14 protein-coding genes are annotated in these 17,829 nt (G+C 53.7%); 6 read left to right on the top strand and 8 right to left on the bottom strand.

Features of this window, described 5'->3' with window-relative positions; all coding sequences use genetic code 11:
- The first annotated feature begins 254 nt into the window (after window positions 1-254).
- Window positions 255-860, top strand: coding sequence for a pentapeptide repeat-containing protein (locus D3P08_RS15955; protein ID WP_119600709.1), 606 nt, complete (start codon window positions 255-257; stop codon window positions 858-860).
- A 44-nt stretch (window positions 861-904) separates the two neighbouring features.
- Here D3P08_RS15955 and D3P08_RS15950 read toward each other — a convergent pair whose 3' ends face one another.
- The 3 genes from D3P08_RS15950 to D3P08_RS15940 form a co-directional block, all read right to left on the bottom strand.
- The gene (locus D3P08_RS15950) at window positions 905-2,122 is read right to left on the bottom strand and encodes an MFS transporter (RefSeq protein WP_119600708.1); all 1,218 of its coding nucleotides are present in this window, start codon (window positions 2,120-2,122) and stop codon (window positions 905-907) included.
- Window positions 2,123-2,146: 24 nt separating this feature from the next.
- Window positions 2,147-3,172 carry an ROK family transcriptional regulator gene (locus D3P08_RS15945; RefSeq protein WP_119600707.1) on the bottom strand — a complete coding sequence of 342 codons (1,026 nt, stop codon included), beginning with the start codon at window positions 3,170-3,172 and terminating at the stop codon, window positions 2,147-2,149.
- 172 nt (window positions 3,173-3,344) lie between these two features.
- Window positions 3,345-5,255, bottom strand: coding sequence for a multicopper oxidase family protein (locus tag D3P08_RS15940; RefSeq protein ID WP_338068727.1), 1,911 nt, complete (start codon window positions 5,253-5,255; stop codon window positions 3,345-3,347).
- 350 nt (window positions 5,256-5,605) lie between these two features.
- On the opposite strand from D3P08_RS15940, the gene D3P08_RS15935 reads away from it, so the two are divergent.
- On the top strand, window positions 5,606-6,298 hold the full coding sequence (locus tag D3P08_RS15935; RefSeq protein ID WP_119600705.1) for a response regulator: 693 nt from the start codon (window positions 5,606-5,608) through the stop codon (window positions 6,296-6,298).
- A 13-nt stretch (window positions 6,299-6,311) separates the two neighbouring features.
- Window positions 6,312-7,628 carry a HAMP domain-containing sensor histidine kinase gene (locus D3P08_RS15930; RefSeq protein WP_240647573.1) on the top strand — a complete coding sequence of 439 codons (1,317 nt, stop codon included), beginning with the start codon at window positions 6,312-6,314 and terminating at the stop codon, window positions 7,626-7,628.
- Window positions 7,629-7,667: 39 nt separating this feature from the next.
- On the opposite strand, the gene D3P08_RS15925 is transcribed toward D3P08_RS15930, so the two are convergent.
- The 3 genes from D3P08_RS15925 to D3P08_RS15915 are packed head-to-tail and all read right to left on the bottom strand — an operon-like array spanning window position 7,668 to window position 10,037.
- A complete protein-coding gene (locus tag D3P08_RS15925) occupies window positions 7,668-8,276 on the bottom strand; it encodes a dienelactone hydrolase family protein (RefSeq protein ID WP_119600703.1) in 609 nt (202 codons plus the stop codon).
- Window positions 8,273-9,352 carry a sensor histidine kinase gene (locus D3P08_RS15920; protein ID WP_119600702.1) on the bottom strand — a complete coding sequence of 360 codons (1,080 nt, stop codon included), beginning with the start codon at window positions 9,350-9,352 and terminating at the stop codon, window positions 8,273-8,275. The genes D3P08_RS15925 and D3P08_RS15920 overlap by 4 nt, the downstream gene beginning before the upstream one ends.
- 1 nt (window position 9,353) lies before the next feature.
- Window positions 9,354-10,037 carry a response regulator transcription factor gene (locus tag D3P08_RS15915; RefSeq protein ID WP_119600701.1) on the bottom strand — a complete coding sequence of 228 codons (684 nt, stop codon included), beginning with the start codon at window positions 10,035-10,037 and terminating at the stop codon, window positions 9,354-9,356.
- Window positions 10,038-10,224: 187 nt separating this feature from the next.
- On the opposite strand from D3P08_RS15915, the gene D3P08_RS15910 reads away from it, so the two are divergent.
- From D3P08_RS15910 to D3P08_RS15900, 3 genes are all read left to right on the top strand, one after another.
- On the top strand, window positions 10,225-11,235 hold the full coding sequence (locus D3P08_RS15910) for a DJ-1/PfpI family protein (RefSeq protein WP_119600700.1): 1,011 nt from the start codon (window positions 10,225-10,227) through the stop codon (window positions 11,233-11,235).
- On the top strand, window positions 11,232-11,858 hold the full coding sequence (locus D3P08_RS15905; protein ID WP_119600699.1) for a DUF2306 domain-containing protein: 627 nt from the start codon (window positions 11,232-11,234) through the stop codon (window positions 11,856-11,858). The genes D3P08_RS15910 and D3P08_RS15905 overlap by 4 nt, the downstream gene beginning before the upstream one ends.
- Window positions 11,859-12,302: 444 nt before the next feature.
- A complete protein-coding gene (locus D3P08_RS15900; protein WP_119600698.1) occupies window positions 12,303-13,145 on the top strand; it encodes a hypothetical protein in 843 nt (280 codons plus the stop codon).
- 76 nt (window positions 13,146-13,221) lie between these two features.
- On the opposite strand, the gene lacZ is transcribed toward D3P08_RS15900, so the two are convergent.
- Complete coding sequence (lacZ, locus tag D3P08_RS15895; protein WP_119600697.1) at window positions 13,222-16,335, bottom strand: beta-galactosidase, LacZ type; 3,114 nt, start codon at window positions 16,333-16,335, stop codon at window positions 13,222-13,224.
- 43 nt (window positions 16,336-16,378) lie between these two features.
- The gene (locus D3P08_RS15890; RefSeq protein ID WP_119600696.1) at window positions 16,379-17,800 is read right to left on the bottom strand and encodes a glycosyl hydrolase family 28 protein; all 1,422 of its coding nucleotides are present in this window, start codon (window positions 17,798-17,800) and stop codon (window positions 16,379-16,381) included.
- Between the last annotated feature and the right edge of the window lie 29 nt (window positions 17,801-17,829).

The following is a 17,829-nucleotide window of genomic DNA, read 5'->3' as shown; positions in this document are numbered from 1 at the left end:
CGTTCATCATATCATGAGCATGACAATGTTCAAGTGGCAGTAAAATGCAAAGACTCTTTCCGGTACAGGGACGCTCCGCAGCCTCTGAACGGCATAGAAAAAAAGACCTTGACTTTTAAGCAGGCTTACAACGGTACTTGACACCCGTGTGCTATAGTAAAAGCGGTATTTCACTTCGAACACGTTCAGGTAAGCCTTATTTACGCTATAAATCATGCTGTTTCCACCACTTTTGCCCAGCGGGAGGCCCTTTTATGTTTCAGCATATCAACCAAAAGTTTGAAGACGTCGATTTTGGAGGCCGTGATTTAAGATACGGCGAGCTTATCAATTGCACCTTTGCCCGATGCTCGTTCTCGAACGGATCCTTGGAGGAGATATCGTCCATGAACTGCCGTTTCACGCAGTGCAACTTCACTGGGGCGTCACTAAACGGTTCCATTCATAAAGAAACGGCGTTCGAGAATTGCAGCTTCAGCAGCGCGAATCTCTTTGTGGCCAAATTTGAGGATTGTAAAATGATCGGCTCCGAGTTCTCAAACGCGAATCTGGACGGGATCTCCATCCTTCAAGGCGACTGGTCCTATACGAATTTGAGGCACGCCCGGCTCGTTAGACAGGATTTGCGAGGTATTAAATTTTATGAGGCCGATTTATCGGGAGCCAATCTGGAAAAGGCCGATTTACGAAATTGCGATTTCACGATGGCGGTACTGGCAAAAGCCAATTTGCAGGGAGCCGATGCTAGAGGAGCCGTTATGGAAGGAGTCGATTTCAAAACCTTTGCCATTTCAGGGCTGAGGATGGATAAGGAGCAATGTGTGCTGGTTGCTATTTCCTATGGAGCGAAGGTCGTGTGATGCAAAAAAGCAGCCGGTCCCTTCGACCGGCTGCCCTTGATTCATTAGAGCGGAACGCCAATCTCAGACGCGCGCTCCTTCCGTTTATTCAAAAGCACGTTCAACCGTTCCGAGCACAGCAGCATCGCTCCAGCTGACAGAACAATATAGAGCGGGAAGATGCCGATGCCCGCGAACCCGGCAAGCAGCCCTAGAAGCGGCGGCATTAAGGTGCTTCCCGTATAGGCGACCGCCATCTGATAGCCCATAATGCGCCCAGCCTGTTCCTTGCCGAACCGCGCGGGCGTCTCATGCAGCATGCACGGATAAATCGGCGCAAGCCCCAGTCCCATAATTAGCAATCCGGCAAGCGAGAAACCGGTCGGAAGCGGAAGCAGCAGAAGAAGCGCCCCGGCTAGCGCCGTCGCCTGGCCGCCCCGGATGAGCAGCCGGTTGCTCAGCTTGAACGTAATGAAGCCCGTAATCAGCCTTCCAATCGTAATGCCCGCAAAATAAATCGCCACCCACTGCGCCGCCTGGTCCGCAAGCAGACCTCTCTCCTTCACCAAATAACTGCTGCCCCACAAGCCTACCGTAATCTCGACTCCGCAATAGAACAAGAACGACGCGAGCGCGTACGTAACGCCACTCATGCGCATTTTCGGCAACCCCTCGTTGCCAAGAGACATCTCCGTCTCCGTCTGCTCCGCATCCAAAACAGCGCCTTGATTCACGCTGCGGGACTTCCACAGCGGGAGCGTGACGAAAAGGACGATCACCAGCGCGAACTGAATGCCCGCTACGGTTAAATAACCGTCTCTCCAAGAGCTATCCCCCGATAAAAAGGCCGCCATAATCATCGGGCCCGCCGTCGCGCCGACGCCCCAGAAGCAATGCAGCCAGCTCATATGGTGGGCTTTGTACCGCTCCGCGACGTAGTGATTGAGCCCCGCATCGACAGCCCCGCCGCCGAGTCCAAGCGGGATGGCGCAGACGATCAGCCATAGGATGGACGGCGCATACGAGAATCCCGCCAGCGCCCCAGCCGTCATAATACAGCTTATAAGCGTCACAGCCCCCGTGCCAAACTTGCGCACAACGGCTCCGCTCAATAAGCTGGACACGATCGTGCCGACCGTAACCGTCATCGACAACACCCCAGCCATTCCAAACGGGGCGTCCAGATTCGCCCGCATGATCGGCCATGCCGAGCCAAGCAAGGAATCCGGCAGACCAAGACTGATAAAAGCCAAATAAATAATAAGAAGTAAAATTGTTGCCATATTTGCAGCTCCTGTCTATCCATTTCATTCGTCTGTAGAAATCATGACTTGCAGTCCGAGTCTCTTCAGTCCGTTCAAATAATCTTCCTTCCAATCGCTTGCCATAAGCCTCGGAAGATGCTCCTTAGCGATATAGGAAGCGCTTCTTGCCGCGATCGCGTCCAGAAGCTCCCCGCTTACTTCATCTTGGCAGAATATCACGGCACTCGGATTCAATATCGCCGTAAACGCAGCAATCAGCCGGCTCACGGCATCAACGCCGGCCGACTCCCGCATGACGCTAGCCGCCCCGCCGGCGCTTGCTATCGCTTGCTGAAAGTTATGAGCGTCATACAGCGGCACGAACGACACCTCGCCCGAAAAGGAAGTCATCCCTCTCACGACTTGACCTCCTATCAGAATGCCCGCGCCCGGTCCGTTTTGACCGAAATACAGATAGATCAGCGACGGGCTCTCGCCGGCGCTCACCCGGTCGTAATAGCCCAACACCGCCGCGTTCATATCGTTCTCCGCCACGACTGGAATCGCAAACCGCTGTTCAAAATAACCTTTCAGGTCGAAATGCTGGAACTTCTCGTATCCCGGTATAAAGATGATGCGCCCCCCGTCCACCGCTCCGGGCACACCGAAGGAGAGCGAGCGGATTCGAGGAAACCGATCAAGCAAAGCCTCTATATGCTTCGCCAGCGCCTCGATGTCGTCAAACAGGAAGCCGGGAGCCGTTCCTTGCTCCTTCACTTCGCCTAAGGCGTTGTAAATCGTATACTGCGTTTCCGATTTCTCGAGAAACAGCGCCGCGCCCAGCTTATAATCCGGGTTGTACGCGTAACGCTGCGCCCTTCTGCCGCCGCTTGAGAGGTCTAGTCCGGCGTCCAGCAGCTCGCCCGCCTCTTCCATCTGGGCGACAACCTTGCTGATCGTCGGAAAGCTGATGCCTAGCTTTTCGCTTAGCTCCGCCTTCGTCGCGCTTCCGGACGCCAGCAGCACGGACCGTATGCCTCTCAGAACCGCCTTCTTCATTTCCTTCGGCGTCGAAATTCTCTCGTTCATAGAACCATCACCTCGATTACAAGAACTTATTAAACGCATTTAATAAGTATGCGTTTATCGTAACAGAGTTCCGGCTTCATGGGAAGCGCTTCGTATCCGGTCGATAAAAAAAAGCCGGTCATTCCGACCGGCTGCCATCCAATCATTCCGTCATTTCACGGACTCCTATACGTTAATCCGGCAAATTACCGGACCTTGTGCCCACTTCGTACGAAGGAAGCACATGGTCATACATGAGGTGCAGGATCATCCCCGTCTTCGCATGATCGAGGTTATGGCAATGGTCCATCCACATGCCGGGATTGTTGGCGAGGAACGCCACCTCGTACGTTTCGCCGGCATAGACGTTTAACGTGTCGGTGTACCATGGCGTCGCTACCTCCCTGCCGTTCTTTTTCAATACGATCATATGATGGCCGTGGAGATGCATCGGATGCTCGGTAAGACTCCGATTCACGAAGGTTGTTTTCACTTTATCGCCTTCTTTGACAACAAAGGTTGGCGTATGGGGGTGAACCTTCCCGTTAATCGTCCAAAGGAAATGGAACTTTCCGTTATAGAATCCCATCTCGTTCCCAAGGATCATGACAAATTCCCGGTCGAACGCCGCCGCGGTCGTTAATTCATTGACGACGGGCTTTCCATAATGCGAGGGATCGAACAGCTCCGATTCCTTTTCGAAGGGCTGCATTTCCGGCAGCGTATCGCTATAGAAAATAACGCCGGGACTTTCAGCATCCTTACCGTCTCCCATTTTAAACTGAACGGGATGTTCCGGCATTGTAAAAGAAAGATCATATCGTCCGCCGGAGGCAACCCGGAACGCGGTTCGATCCGTCAATTGTCCCGGCTCTTGAATGTCCACTCCGTCAATGGCCGTTATTTGATAACCGGTCCCCTGAAGCCTATATTTTTGCGAGTAATTGTCCGTGTTGATGATTCTCAGTTTAACTTTCCGGCCAGGCTCCACCTGCTTTGTTTGCGTCTCATCTTCCTCTCCAAAAGCGGTCTTCTCTCCCTGATCGGTAACCCAGTCATGATTAATCAAAATCAGCTCTTCATCGACGTTTCCCGCCTTATTCTTCGATTCGACGATAAGCGAGCCGAAAAGTCCCTTCACAACCTGCTCGGAGGCTTGCTGATGGGAGTGAAACCAGTAGGTTCCTTCTTGCTCCGCGCGGAATTTATAAGTAAACGACTCGCCCGGTTTAACGACATTCTGGGTCATGCCGGGCACGCCGTCCATCGCGTTCGGCACGTTGTAGCCGTGCCAATGGATCGTCACGCCAGCGTCGATATCTTTGTTCACGAGCTTCACTTCCACCATGTCCCCATAACGCACGCGAAGCTCCGGCGCAAGCTCTCCGTTATAGGTCCAGGCATCGACGACGGCGCCGGAGGAGAGACGTATTTTCTGCTGCTGGGCGACGAGCTCGAACTTTCGATCCGCCGGAGCGGCAAGGTCGCCTGTCAGCGACGCCACTTCAACCATGCCGCCATGATCCTGATGCGTAGAATGTCCGGACATCATCGTAGGCGATCCGCCTCCCTCATCCAGCAGATGATGGTTCATCATATCGGAGGCTTCCGGCAGCTTGGAGGCATTGATTCCATAAAGCGATGCCGCAAAAACAACCGCACATAGCAAAAATAGGGTTCCAGCCGCCGTAACGGCCGCCGTCAGGAGCTTTTTCCAGAAAGGTCTCTCCGCTTGCTGCCCGCTTAGAACGGTTCGGTACCTTTTCAAGACAACAAACGAAGGTAAAATTAAGAGAACAAGAAGCAGTGCAGGCCGTTGCATCATTTCGAGCAGGCTTGGCATAACGGGCTGGGCAAAAATGTTACTGAGCGCGCACAAGCCGGAAGCTGCCGCAACCGCATAGACAGGGATAACGACCATCGGATGACTCGCGGTGTTCCGCGCTTCCGCCGCAGATTTTCCGGCCTCTGCCCGAATCTTGTTCAGCTTCGGCAGCGTGAACAGCATAAATGCCAAATGAGACACCGCCATGACGGGAACAACGGCTTTCACTGTCCCTTCTACCAATAACCAGCCGTTATTGGCATACAACAATAGCTGCAAAGCATACCATCCGGCTCCAAGCAGGAGAGCAACGCAGCTGATTCCAATGCATACCGATGTCCAACGCTTCAACCAGCGAGGGCTCGCTACATAACAGAGCACCGTCGTCACGCATCCGGCAAGCGCCCACAATATTGTCATGACAAACGCTAGGGGAATGCCAGCAAAGTTCGCAAATACGATCATCTCTTCACCTTTTTCGTTTCCAGAATTTGAATATGATGTTAGAATAGCACCGGAATGTTGCGAACTTGTTGCGACTCTATCGAGAGGTGATGATGCTTGCGTTACGGCTTTTCGTCATTCGATATAATAGACTCATAGAATGCGTTTCCGGGGAGGGGCTGTGCATGGGAATCAAAGTATTGCTCGTGGAGGACGAAGAGAAAATATTATCGCTGATGGAAGCTTATCTCCTCAATGAGGGCTATGAAATTTTGACGGCCAGGGACGGGAAGGCGGCCGTTCAGCTGTTCGCCGATCACAAGCCGGACATCGTTATCCTGGACTGGATGCTCCCGCAGATGAACGGGCTGGACGCGTGCCGCCGCTTTCGCGAAATCGGGGAGCCTGGCATCATTATGGTAACGGCAAAAAATGAAGAGACCGATAAAATCGTCGGCTTGGAAGTCGGAGCTGACGACTATTTGACGAAGCCGTTCAGCTTAAGAGAGCTGTCGGCGCGCATCCGGTCTTTACTTCGGCGAATGAACAGGGCGGATAGCAGCGAGCAAGGCAGCGTGCTGCGAAGAGGCGATTTGATTATACGCGAGGATAGCCTGCAAGTGTTTAAGGGAACGCAGGAGCTGCGGCTTACGCCGACCGAATTCAAGCTGCTTCATTTGCTGGCCTCGAAGCCGAGCAGGGTCTTCAGCCGAATGCAGCTGCTGCAGCATGCGTTTGAAGAAGAATTTGTGATCGACGAACGGACAGTTGACGCCCATATCAGCAAGCTGCGCAAGAAGCTCGATCCCGATCCGTCCGCTTATATCCAGACCGTGTACGGATTCGGGTATCGTTTTGGGACCAACCATGAAAATTAGAAGCAAACTCCTATTGTCTACGGGCATTCTGGTCCTGTTTATCTTGTTCTGTCTATTCGCCGTCACCCAGATTCAATTTTATATCATACGGGATTACGCTTATGAGGAGGATAAGGCCAGCTTTACAGCTCTGAAGGAGGAATTCGAACGTTATTACGCGGAGCATGAGGAGTCGTGGGCGGGAGTAAGCGAAGCTGCGCTCGAACACAGCGCGCCGTTTCTTGAAATCGCGATGACGGCGGACGGAGATACGTTATACCGCAAAGGGAATCTCTCCTTTTCAGGCATTGCCGAGGGCGGCGTCCCGCTAAAGCTGTTTTGGAATGAACGCGAGATAGGCAAGCTGTATGCAATGAACGAACGCCAGGTCAAGACGTTCGAATTCAGGTCGCTGTGGTATGGCATTTTGCCTAATATTACGCTTGTATCCCTGCTGCTAACCTCCGCTGCGGCGCTAATCATCATCTTGTTGTTAACCTGGACGCTCACTTATCCCATTCGGAAAATTGTCGCGGGAATCGATAGCATGAAGAAGGGTAAACCTGAAGCCGCGCTGCCTGTCCGAAGGAAGGACGAATTCGGACAGATATCACGGGCTCTTCAAGAAATGTACGATAGCCTAACCGGTCTGGAGAAGTCCCGCAAGCAGCTGCTGTCCGATGTCGCTCACGAGCTGAAAACGCCGCTCATGATCATCCAAGGAGAGCTGGAGCTTGCACAGGAGCTGGAGACCCCTTTGTCTCCGGCTAAAACGTCATCGCTGCTTGATGAGGTTCTGAGACTTTCCCGATTGGTGCACGATGTGCTCGACTTATCCAAGCTGGAGGCCGGCGGAACGGAGCTGCGAAAAACAACGGAAAATATGACCGCCATGGTGGACGATTTGGCGGATAAAATCCAGTTTTTGGCGGAAGAGAAACAAATCGAAATAACCGTGCAAGCCGGCAAGGAGAACATTGAGGCGTCCGTTGATAAACAGCGCATTCTTCAGGCCTTGTACAATATTATGACGAATGCCGTCCACTATACGGACAGCGGCGGACGCGTCCGCATCCGAATCGATCAAGTACGCTATGCCGGCCAACAAGGCGAACTCGTACAAATCGTCGTTGAAGACAGCGGGCATGGCATATCCGAAGAGGATCTGCCCCATATTTTCAACCGATTCTATCGGGCAGACCGCTCTAGGGCGCGTTCGAACGGCGGAACCGGCCTCGGTCTGGCGATTGCCCAGCAAAATATACTGCTGCACCAAGGCAGAATCGACGTGCAAAGTCAGATTGGAAGGGGAACAAGCTTTACGATCTTGTTTCCGGCCACTCTTGAATGATATTCTGGCTCCATTGCCGGGTACCGAACGAGGCCCGGCTTAGCAGCTTTGCGAAGGGATCGATTGGATAAAACTCATCATGAGGCTAAACGCTTGCTGCGCGGATTGTTCTTTATATTTGGAGGAGCAAGGGTCGCTAAACCCATGCAGCCCTTCAAATTTATAAACGGCGGTGCCTTTTCTTTGTAACGTTGAAATGAGCTCATCCACCTGAAATGACCGTTCTTCCTGCGGAAAAAACAACAGGACCGGACACTTTGGCGTGATTTCCGTATAGTTTCTAATGCGCGATCCATAGTAGCCGACGATTCCGTCGACCCCTTCATGCCCGCTGCACAGCCAGGCCGCCGTCGCCCCTACGCTAAATCCAATTAAGACGACTCTTCTATATTTCCTTTTCGCCTCATTTACGATTGCAATGACTTCTTGACAGACTCTCGCAAACCCCACGTTGTTCATAAAATACTGGTACGCCATTTCCTCTTCCGAATAAGGAAAAGGCGTCTTCCGCTTTAATAAATTGGGGCAAATCACATCAAATCCTTGCTCGGCTAACGATTCGCAGATTCCTTCCATATGGCGGTTTAATCCATAGATTTCGTGGATGACAACGAGAAGCGTATCTGCATTATGTTGTATGCGTATCATGGAGTCCTCCCCGAATGCAGTGGAATCCACCCCGACAGCATCGCGCCGCCTTCCGGGTAATTGCTTGCCGTCAGCTCGCCGCCATGCTGCCGGATAATCCGCTGGGAAATCGTCAAGCCAAGCCCGGCGCCGCCAGTCGCCCGGTTTCGCGACTGCTCGCCTCGGTACAGCGGTTCGAAAATCCGCTCAAGCTCCTCCGGGGAAAAGCCCGGCCCGGAATCGCGAATCGTAAACGCCGCGCGTTCTCCGTCGCGCAAGCATGCGACAGCAATACGGCCATGCAGAGGCGTATGCCGCACGGCATTGTCCAATAAATTGCTAATGGCCCGCTCCAGCAAATGCGCATCTGCTTTTAAAGGGCACCCGCCCAGCTCGAACCGGGTATGAATGAGAATCTTTTTTTCTTGGGCCTGCGGCTCAAGGCTTTCGACCGATCTTTGCGCGATTTCGCAAAGGTCGCTTGGTTCTCTGCTCAGCTCAGTCTCCGCATACTCCATCCTCGTGAACGTGAACAGATCCTCTACCAGACGGTCCAGCTGCGCGGACTTCTCCTTGCATACGGCCACATACTTCGCGACCTGCTCCGGCGTACGCGCAATGCCCTGCTCAAGCCCGTCCAAGTAACCCCGCAACGCGAAGAGCGGTGTCCGCAAATCATGCGCGACGGCGGCGATCACGAATCGGCGTTCCTCCTCGAGCGCCGCTTGCTTCCGGTACGCGTCTTGAAGCCCGCTGACCATCACTTCGAATCCGTCCCGCACCTCGGCGATCTCCTTGACGGACGACTGAGGCAGCCCAACGTCCAAATCGCCTTCGGCAATTTGCCGCGCGGCTTGGCCCATCCTCTCCAGCGGATCGAGCAGATGTCTCCTGATGCGCAAGCCAATGATCAAAAAAGCGAGCAGCAGACCCGTAAACGCGGCGATATGCGAAGCTATATACGAGCCCGGTTGACCGCTTCCAATATCCAGCGAACCCGTAGCCATCAGAAAGGCTGTCACAAAAAAAATCCATGGCAGCAGCAGAAGCAGCGCTACGCTAAGCAAAAAAGACGTTCGGACGCGAAGCTTTCCCATGCTATACCCCCTCGAAGCGGTAACCGACGCCCCATACGTTCGTTAAATATTGAGGCCGGTCCGGATCAAGCTCCACCTTCTCGCGAAGGCGGCTAAGATGGACGCGAATCGTATGTCTGTCGCCGACGCCCTCCCAGAACTTCTCGAGCAGCTGGTCGTAGGTAAACACCTGCCTCGGATGCTCGGCGAACAACCGCAGCAGCTCATACTCCTTCGGCGTAAGCGAGACAGCCGTTCCGTCTACGAACACTTCCCTCGTGGACAAGTCGAGCTTAAGACGGCCATAATCAAGAAGCTTCGGCGGACTCGATTGCTGCGCCCTTGCACGCCGCAAGACCGCCTTCACGCGGGCTATAATTTCCCCTGGCGATGCGGTTTTGACAATATAATCATCCGCCAGCGACAGCCCGCGAATCTTGTCCACATCGTCGCTGCGGGCGCTTAGGAACAGGATCGGAACGTCGCTCTCCGCCCGAATCCGGCGGCACAGCTCGAATCCGTTCTGTCCCGGCATCATAATATCCAGGACGATACAATGAATAGCCTGCCGCTGGAACGCGTCCCACGCTTGCGCGGCATCGCATGCGGTTATGACGTCGTAATTTTCATTCTCCAAAAAGTCCCTCAGCAGTTCAACGATACTTTGATCATCGTCCACTACGAGGATCGAAGGTAACGAGCCCATCATTATCCCACCTTTTCATCCTATCTTATCACTTTTTCGGCAGGAGCCAACGAAGGAAGCTGTTTTGTGACGGTTTGTTTATCGTTTCGTGACTTTTTTGCCGCCGCTTTCGAGAGATTCCTCTGCTAAGCTTCCATTGTGCTCAGGGACGGCTCGTCCCGCAGTAACGGATGAAGGAGATGACATGATGTTGAACGTTCAAATTGTTCTTTTTGACGGGTTTGATCTATTGGATGCGATCGCGCCATACGAAGTATTTTGCGCGGCGGAGCTGATGACGGAAAATGCGCTAAACGTGGAGCTCGTCACCGCCGAGGGTCCCAGGGATGTGCCCAGCGGCACAAATGGCCTGAAATTGGAGGCCAGCGGAAAGCTGAACCCCGAACGTGCGGGCATCATTCTCGTGCCAGGCGCATCGGGACCCGTAGCAGGAGACAGCCCGCATTCGGTTCCTGCTATTCTGGCGCGGACGGCAGAAACAGAGTTGACTGGCATGCTGAAGCAAGCGCTCGCGCGTGAAGACGTCGTCGTCGCAACGGTATGCGGCGGTTCACTGCTTTTGGCCATGGGAGGGTTAATGGAAGGCCGGCCGGCGGTAACCAATCATCTGGGTATGGAGGTGCTGGGAGCAACCGGTGCCATTCCCGTTCCAGCGCGTGTCGTGGACGACGGCAACCTGGTTTCCGGAGGCGGCGTGACGTCTGGACTAGATGTGGCGCTGTACCTCTTAGAGCGTGAGCTTGGCCCGCGCATCGCGCATGAGGTGGAGCGTTTATTCGAGTTCGAACGAAGAGGGACGGTCTGGCGAGAGGCAGGGATTTCGCCTAAGGCATGGACAAAGGATGAACCGCAGCCGCAGCTAACCGAGAGTAAACCGACAGTCATGGACGTAGACGCCTTTGCTTTCGATGGAGACTGGGATACAACTATTGCTACGCCGGTAGGGAAGCTGCAAGTCCGGCTTGCGATTATCACATACAATGGCATCGTCCACGGGAAGGCCGTGCAAGGGAACGAGACCGTTGACTTTTTGGATCCGGTGCTACAGGGCGGCAAGCTTACTTGGCAGCTGCGAGTTACGAAGCCGATGCGCTTAAACCTGAAATTCGAAGTCACCGTTGACGGAGATGTCATGACCGGAACCGCCAAAGCCGGCATGCTGCCGGCATCCAAGTTGACGGGCAAGAGGATCCTATGAAAAAACAAATAACGGGATATGCCTTGCTTGCCGGTGTCTGCATCCTTTTTGTCCTTTACGCCTTGGCTAAAAATTATATCGTCGATCCCGGAGCCGAAGGGTTCTTGATCCATAAGACGGAGCTCACGCGCGAGCTGAATCTCCCCGTCTGGTTAAACGTGATGTATATCCACGTCGCGTTCGCCTGTATCGCTATGCTGGCGGGCCTTCTTAACTTCTCCAATCGTTTCTTTGAGAAGAGCCGCAAGCTTCATCGGATCAACGGCTATGTGTATATCGTATCCGTCCTGCTTGTCGTCGTGACCTCCGGCTATATGGCGCCTCACGCCACCGGGGGCAAAGTTTCCAGCATGGGGTTCAATCTGCTGAATCTCATCTGGCCGGCCATTACGATTACGGCGCTTGTTCACATCAAGAAGAAACGCATCCTCCAGCACCGCAATTGGATGATTCGCAGCTACGCCTTTTGTTTTACGAACATGGCGATTCATCTCATCACGACTCTCTTCCATCAGGGCTTCGGCTTTACTTATTCGGGCAGCTACACCATCGGCGTTTACGGCGCCATTGCGCTGCTGCTGGTCATACCTGAAATCATCATTCGGTACCTGCGAAGAAAATGATAACCTTTCCCCTCTCCCTAACGTCTCATACCATAAGGCCAAATCATTGGGAGAGGGGGGCTGCGCTCTGAAGGGAAAAGCGGCGCTCAGCGCCTTGCTTGCCGTTATGGTTACCGCTATTCTTGCGGGGGCATTTTGGCTCTACCACAATCGTAGCGAAGCGGTGTACCAGCGCATCATCAATCAGGACGGAAGAAGGCGTATTCAGGATCCTTAACGAGCAGCTGCCGGCTCAAGGGATTTGGCTAACGTCCTGCGGGATGCCTGAACCCGGAGCTTCCAAGCATGGGTGCGAAAATTATACGCATTACTTAATCGATGTTATTACGAACGCAGACGAATAATAAAACTAACCGGTAGGGAGGACCATTGGTTCTCCCCAGCGGCCTCAAGTATAGGCAGCAACGATAAGGGAAACATTGTAAAGGACTAGGAGGTAGACCTATGCCTAACTATGTGCCTTACATTGGTTTAATCATCCCTTCGATCATTCTCCTGATCTGGCTCCTCATCAAGACCAAACAGTTTCATACTTTCGTTATCTTTTCATCCTTTGCCGGTATGATCTATGTTTTCGAGGTTATCATTGTTGTCGTGCTTGGCGCTTACGAATATATGCCGCAGGTTACGCCTATTAAGTATCTGGACAGCATGATCGGTGCATCCGTCTCCAATACCTTCACCGTTCCATCAATTGCGGCTTTAATTGCCGTATTTCAGCTGCGCTTTCGGTGGATTGCTTTCTTCTCCCTGCTGCTGGGAGGCATCGAAATCCTTTTTCTGCATTGGGGCATTTATAAACATGAGTGGTGGAGGGTCTCCTATTCGATTGCGGGCTTTGTTTTTTATTTTTCGTTAACAAAGTGGTGGTTCCGTCAATTTTACGAAGGAAGCCGGCCGATTCAAGCCGTCACCTTCTTCCTCTACACGATGTCGCTGATTTATACGTTCGTCCTCGTATTGATGCTATCCGGGATCAGGCTGTTTAAGCCGGGTATCTTTCACGATGTGTACCGCGACGATACGTTCTTTACTACGATGTACGGACTTTTGAAAACAACGCTGATTACAGCCGCGATCTTTTGGCTCAGGGATTGGCGCTGGCTGTTCGCCGCGGCGGCCGTTATCGTCACCTCGCATTACCTCCTGATTCGGCTTCATATCCTGAACATTTTTATTCCGATGTGGATTTACATTTTGATCTACTCGCTCTGCTGCAGTGTCGTCATTTGGCTCTGTTACCTTGCGCGGCGCTCGGTTCAAAGGCGTCTAGCTTCCTATCTGTGAATCATCACTCAAAAAAAGCGGCAAGCCCGAACACCGTTTGCGTGTCCAAGCTTGCCGCTTTAGCTTAAATTACCGTTTATTTTCCGGTTAATGCGAACCGAAGTCTATATACTCTGTTCGCCGGGTTCGTATAGGCCGGATGAACTCTCGCTCCCCAGCTGTCGTCGCCGCCTACGCCCATCTGACGGTCGATAATCCGCACCACCGTCTTCCTGCTGTCCGGCAGAAGATGCACATGATCGTGCGCCTCCAATTCTTCGGGACGATACGGAAGCACATTCAGCTCGATCCTCGGCCGCCCTTGAATATGCAGTCCGTTCCCTTCGGCATCTGAAAGGACCGCGAATCGAACGTCGGTCTTGTTCCCGCATTCCTGCGGGCGCAAATACGAGACGAATTGCTCCTTCACGGTTCCCTCGAATAAGCCGAGACGCGCGCCCTGCTTGCGGTCGCTGTACGATTCGTGAGGGCCGTTGCCATACCAGGCCACGGTGCCGAAAGCTTCCGCCATTTCGAATAGGACGCCAACCTCCGGGATTTCCGGTAGTCCGTCCGCCGGCGTCAGCGTCATCTCAGCTTCAACCTTCCCATCCGCCGTAACGACATATATCATCGAGCATTTGGAATGCGAAGCTTCCGGAAGGCTATAAGCTGCCTCCACTCTTATTTGTCCAGGCTGCTCCTCATATTCAAAAGCCAACAGCTCGCGCGTCTTGCCTGCCGTACGCCAAACGCCGCAGCGCTCCGGATGCCCGTTGCCCCGGTCGTTGTCGGTGTAGGCCCGCCAGAAATTCGGTACGACGGCGGAAGCCAGCAGCTCCTTGCCGTTCCATTGGTATGACGTCAACTCGCCGGATAACGTATCCCAAGCGAGCCGGAATTGATCGCCGCTTACGACCAATGTGCCGGCCTCAGACACTGCCTTAAGCGGTCCCTCGGGAGAACGGCGTACCAACGGTTGAGCGTTCGGACGGACCGGCACAATAAACTGCTCGAACGCGACTTCATGCCCCTTCTCCGCCCACAGCTCATCCTCCTTCAGAACAAAACGAAGGGTGAGCACGAATTCGTCCTCATGCGAGCCGGCGGCGGGAACGGTATAAGGAATGGCGATGACGCCCGTCTCCCCTGGCCCGATATCGGCATGGAGCTCTCCCTGCTCGACAAGAACGCCGTTTTTCGCCATATCCCATTTCAGAAGATACGGAGACAGCCGGCCAAATAGCTGCTTATTCTGTACGGCGAACGTCTGCTTCGCCCAATCCAAAGCGGATACGCCGATATTTTGGTAGCACTTCTTCACCTCATGCAGCTTCGGCGTTACCGTCCGGTCTGCAAAGATCAAGCCGTTGCCGCAGAAATTGCCGTCATGCGGGGATTCGCCAAAGTCGCCGCCGTAGGCCAAATAGCTCTCTCCATCGGCCGATTGCGTTAAGATCGCCTGATCGATCCAATCCCAGATGAAGCCGCCCTGCAGGACAGGATAACGTTCGAACAGCTCCCAATATTCATGAAGCCCGCCGCAGGAGTTGCCCATGGCATGGCTGTATTCGCATAGAATAAACGGCTTCTTCGGATTCCCCTTCGCGTAGGCCTCCACCTGCGCCGGTCTCGTATACATCTGGCTTTCGATGTCGGAGGCCGCTTCGCTGGCCCGCCAGTGGAAGACGCCTTCGTAATGGACAAGCCGGGACGGATCCTCCGCGCGGAAATAATCATACATCTTGATGAAGTTGTCTCCCCCGAACGACTCGTTGCCGAGAGACCAGATCAGGATGCTTGGATGATTCTTATCCCGCTCGAACATCGACTTGCACCGGTCGAGCACATTGTCCGTCCATTCGGAACGGCTGCCCGGAACCGTTAGATCGCCCAGCTCCTGCTGGCCGTACTGCCAAGAGCCATGCGTCTCGAGATTCGTCTCGTCGATGACGTACAGCCCGTATTCGTCGCACAAATCGTACCACAACGGATGATTCGGATAATGCGAGGTTCGGACCGCGTTAATGTTATGGGCCTTCATCAGCCGGATATCCTGCACCATCTCCTCCTTGGTGACCGCCCTGCCCGTACGGCAGGAGAACTCATGACGGTTCACCCCTTTGAACAGGATGCGCTTGCCGTTTATTGTCATCAAGCCGTCCTGAATCTCGAACCGCCTGAAGCCCACTTTGCTCCGGGTTGTCTCCAGAACGTTCGACTGACTGTCGGCCAGCTTCAGCACCAAGGTATAGAGATGCGGCGTTTCCGCGCTCCACAGCAGCGGGCTCGCGACCTGCGCTGACAACTGAATGCGCGCTTCCCCTATGCCGCTAAGGTCGGCGCTCCCGCTCATCCTCACAGCAGGCAGCAGCTGCAGATTGCCGTCATACAAAAGCGCCTCGATCTCCACGCCGCCTTCCTGGACCTGAAAATAGTTTTGAAGCTTAACGTCCACCGTTAACGTTCCGTCTTTGAAGGCCGAATCCAGCTCCGCTTGGACACGGAAATCGTATAGATGAATGCCGGGTTTCGAGTACAGGTACACGTCGCGGAATATGCCGCTCAGCCGCCAGAAGTCCTGATCCTCGAGCCAGCTCGCGTCGCACCAGCGGTATACCTCGACCGCCAGCTTATTGTCCCCTTCGCGCAAGTAGGGCGTCAGGTCAAACTCGGCCGGCGTAAACGTATCCTCGCTATAGCCGACAAACTCGCCGTTCAGCCATACATAGAAGGCGGATTCGACACCTTGGAAGCTGATAAACACAGGGTCCCCGGCCCAGCTCTCCGGTACGGTGAAGGTGTGGACATAGGAGCCGACCGGGTTATAGGCCGTCGGCGCGAACGGAGGCTTAATCGCTTCCCGCTCCGACCACGGATACCGCACATTCGTGTATTGGGGATAGTCGTAGCCTTGCAGCTGCCAATGCCCCGGCACGCGGATCTCATCCCAATCGCCGCAGTCGTAGTCCGCGGCATAAAACTCCTGAATCCGGCTGTCGGGATTAGGGGCGAAGGCGAACTTCCACATGCCGTTCAGCGACTGGATGCGGCGGGATACTCCCTGCTCCGCGCTCAGCGCCTCGTCAACCGTCTCATATGGCGTAAAGGCCGCATGCGCCTCCATCCGGTTCAACTGAAAAATGTCGGGATTGTTGTTCCACTCCGGGTAACCATTCTTGGGCGGGGCATAGCTGAATTTCGTTTTCATCCGATGCGCTCATCTCCAAATCGTCATTTGATCCTTTCTTGCCTCACTCGAACGTCACATTCCGTTGAAAATCGTTTAATAGAAAGTGACCCTCCTGCGCGTTCCTAACCAGCTTGCCGTTCAAACGCAAATTGCGGAAATGAACGCCATCCACCAGCCGGTCCGCATCATAGCCCGCAATAACGGAAGGGTTTCCGCATTCGCCGGTATATGAAAGATTACGGAAGAAGACATGCTCTACGCGGCTTCCGGGGCAAGGATTGTACTTCTCGTTCCAGAACACGCGGATATCGATGAGCCTTCCGAGCTCAAAGGGCTCCACGCGGATATCTTGAAACGAGACATGACGAACCGTGTTTTGGTCCCCGGCGTTTATCGCCATGCATCCCCAGTAGCCGTCCTGAGGCTCATGATGCTCCAGGATATCGATGTCATAAAAGGTAATATTCTCGATTGTGTCTCCATTTCCTTCATGGTCGCCATGAACGCCGATCATAATCGGATGCGCGACATCCGCCCATAGAACGGCGCCGCTGACGCGCACATTGCATGTATCGCCTTTAAATTCCCCTCTGCTTCCGTATATCGCAATGCAGTCGTCGGAGGTGCGGAGGAACACATCTTCAATATGGATGTTTCGGCAGGACATCATATCGATGCCGTCGCACCAGCCCCGCGTGCTGAAGGATTTGAAGCCGCGAATATGAACATTCTCCGACTGGCCGAGATGGATGCTGTAATGGGGAGGGTCGATCGAAATGATATCCTCTACCGTAACATTGCGGGAATAATTGATTTGCACGGACCGCCAGTAGGTCGTCTTTTCGATATCGCGCAAATAAACGATGCCTCTGCCGCCGATCCGGACGTTCTCGGCATGATCGCATACAAGCGAGCCGACGATGACGGCTCCTCCTGCAAGATAAACCGTTGTGTTCGATGGAATATGGAACAGGCCGTCTTCAAAACGGTGCATCCCCGCTCCAAAATATACGATAGGCTTGCGGTTCAGCTTTATTTTTTCATGAACGGCATAGTCGCCCGGCTCGATGAACAGCACATCGGGAGACTGCGGATCCGGCGCATTAGCGTCCAGCGCGATCGCGAATAGATGCAAATTATGAAACCGGTCGCCGTTCGCTTCTATGCTTAATTGGCACGGACGGTCCAGCTGAAAGGTAATCGTATTGCCTTGAACCGTACGGTTCACATTCTTGGACAGCGGACGAATCTCCACCTCGCGCAGCTGCTCACGGTTATACGTAACCTCGACTTCAACGAGTCCCTGCAAATCGAGTGCCGCCATCGACGCTTCGCGGACATCATGCATATCGACCCGGACCAAATAGGGAAATAATTCGCGCCATTCCCCGCCCGGCACTCTAGCTTTTACGGTAAAATCGGGGTTGCGGACCGCTCCTTCAGGTGCGGAATAAACAACAAGCTCTGATGCGGAATGGTTCATAAATAATCCTCCTCCATAGAAAAGAAGGC

Source organism: Paenibacillus nanensis (assembly GCF_003583765.1).
In the GTDB taxonomy this organism is placed as follows: domain Bacteria; phylum Bacillota; class Bacilli; order Paenibacillales; family Paenibacillaceae; genus Pristimantibacillus; species Pristimantibacillus nanensis.
This window is presented reverse-complemented; position numbering and strand designations above follow the sequence as displayed.

Coding starts and splice junctions, on each gene's coding strand:
- D3P08_RS15955 (WP_119600709.1), top strand. CDS start 255: ATGTTTCAGCATATCAACCAAAAGTTTGAAGACGTCGATTTTGGAGGC.
- D3P08_RS15950 (WP_119600708.1), bottom strand. CDS start 2,122: ATGGCAACAATTTTACTTCTTATTATTTATTTGGCTTTTATCAGTCTT.
- D3P08_RS15945 (WP_119600707.1), bottom strand. CDS start 3,172: ATGAACGAGAGAATTTCGACGCCGAAGGAAATGAAGAAGGCGGTTCTG.
- D3P08_RS15935 (WP_119600705.1), top strand. CDS start 5,606: ATGGGAATCAAAGTATTGCTCGTGGAGGACGAAGAGAAAATATTATCG.
- D3P08_RS15925 (WP_119600703.1), bottom strand. CDS start 8,276: ATGATACGCATACAACATAATGCAGATACGCTTCTCGTTGTCATCCAC.
- D3P08_RS15920 (WP_119600702.1), bottom strand. CDS start 9,352: ATGGGAAAGCTTCGCGTCCGAACGTCTTTTTTGCTTAGCGTAGCGCTG.
- D3P08_RS15915 (WP_119600701.1), bottom strand. CDS start 10,037: ATGGGCTCGTTACCTTCGATCCTCGTAGTGGACGATGATCAAAGTATC.
- D3P08_RS15910 (WP_119600700.1), top strand. CDS start 10,225: ATGTTGAACGTTCAAATTGTTCTTTTTGACGGGTTTGATCTATTGGAT.
- D3P08_RS15905 (WP_119600699.1), top strand. CDS start 11,232: ATGAAAAAACAAATAACGGGATATGCCTTGCTTGCCGGTGTCTGCATC.
- D3P08_RS15900 (WP_119600698.1), top strand. CDS start 12,303: ATGCCTAACTATGTGCCTTACATTGGTTTAATCATCCCTTCGATCATT.
- lacZ (WP_119600697.1), bottom strand. CDS start 16,335: ATGAAAACGAAATTCAGCTATGCCCCGCCCAAGAATGGTTACCCGGAG.
- D3P08_RS15890 (WP_119600696.1), bottom strand. CDS start 17,800: ATGAACCATTCCGCATCAGAGCTTGTTGTTTATTCCGCACCTGAAGGA.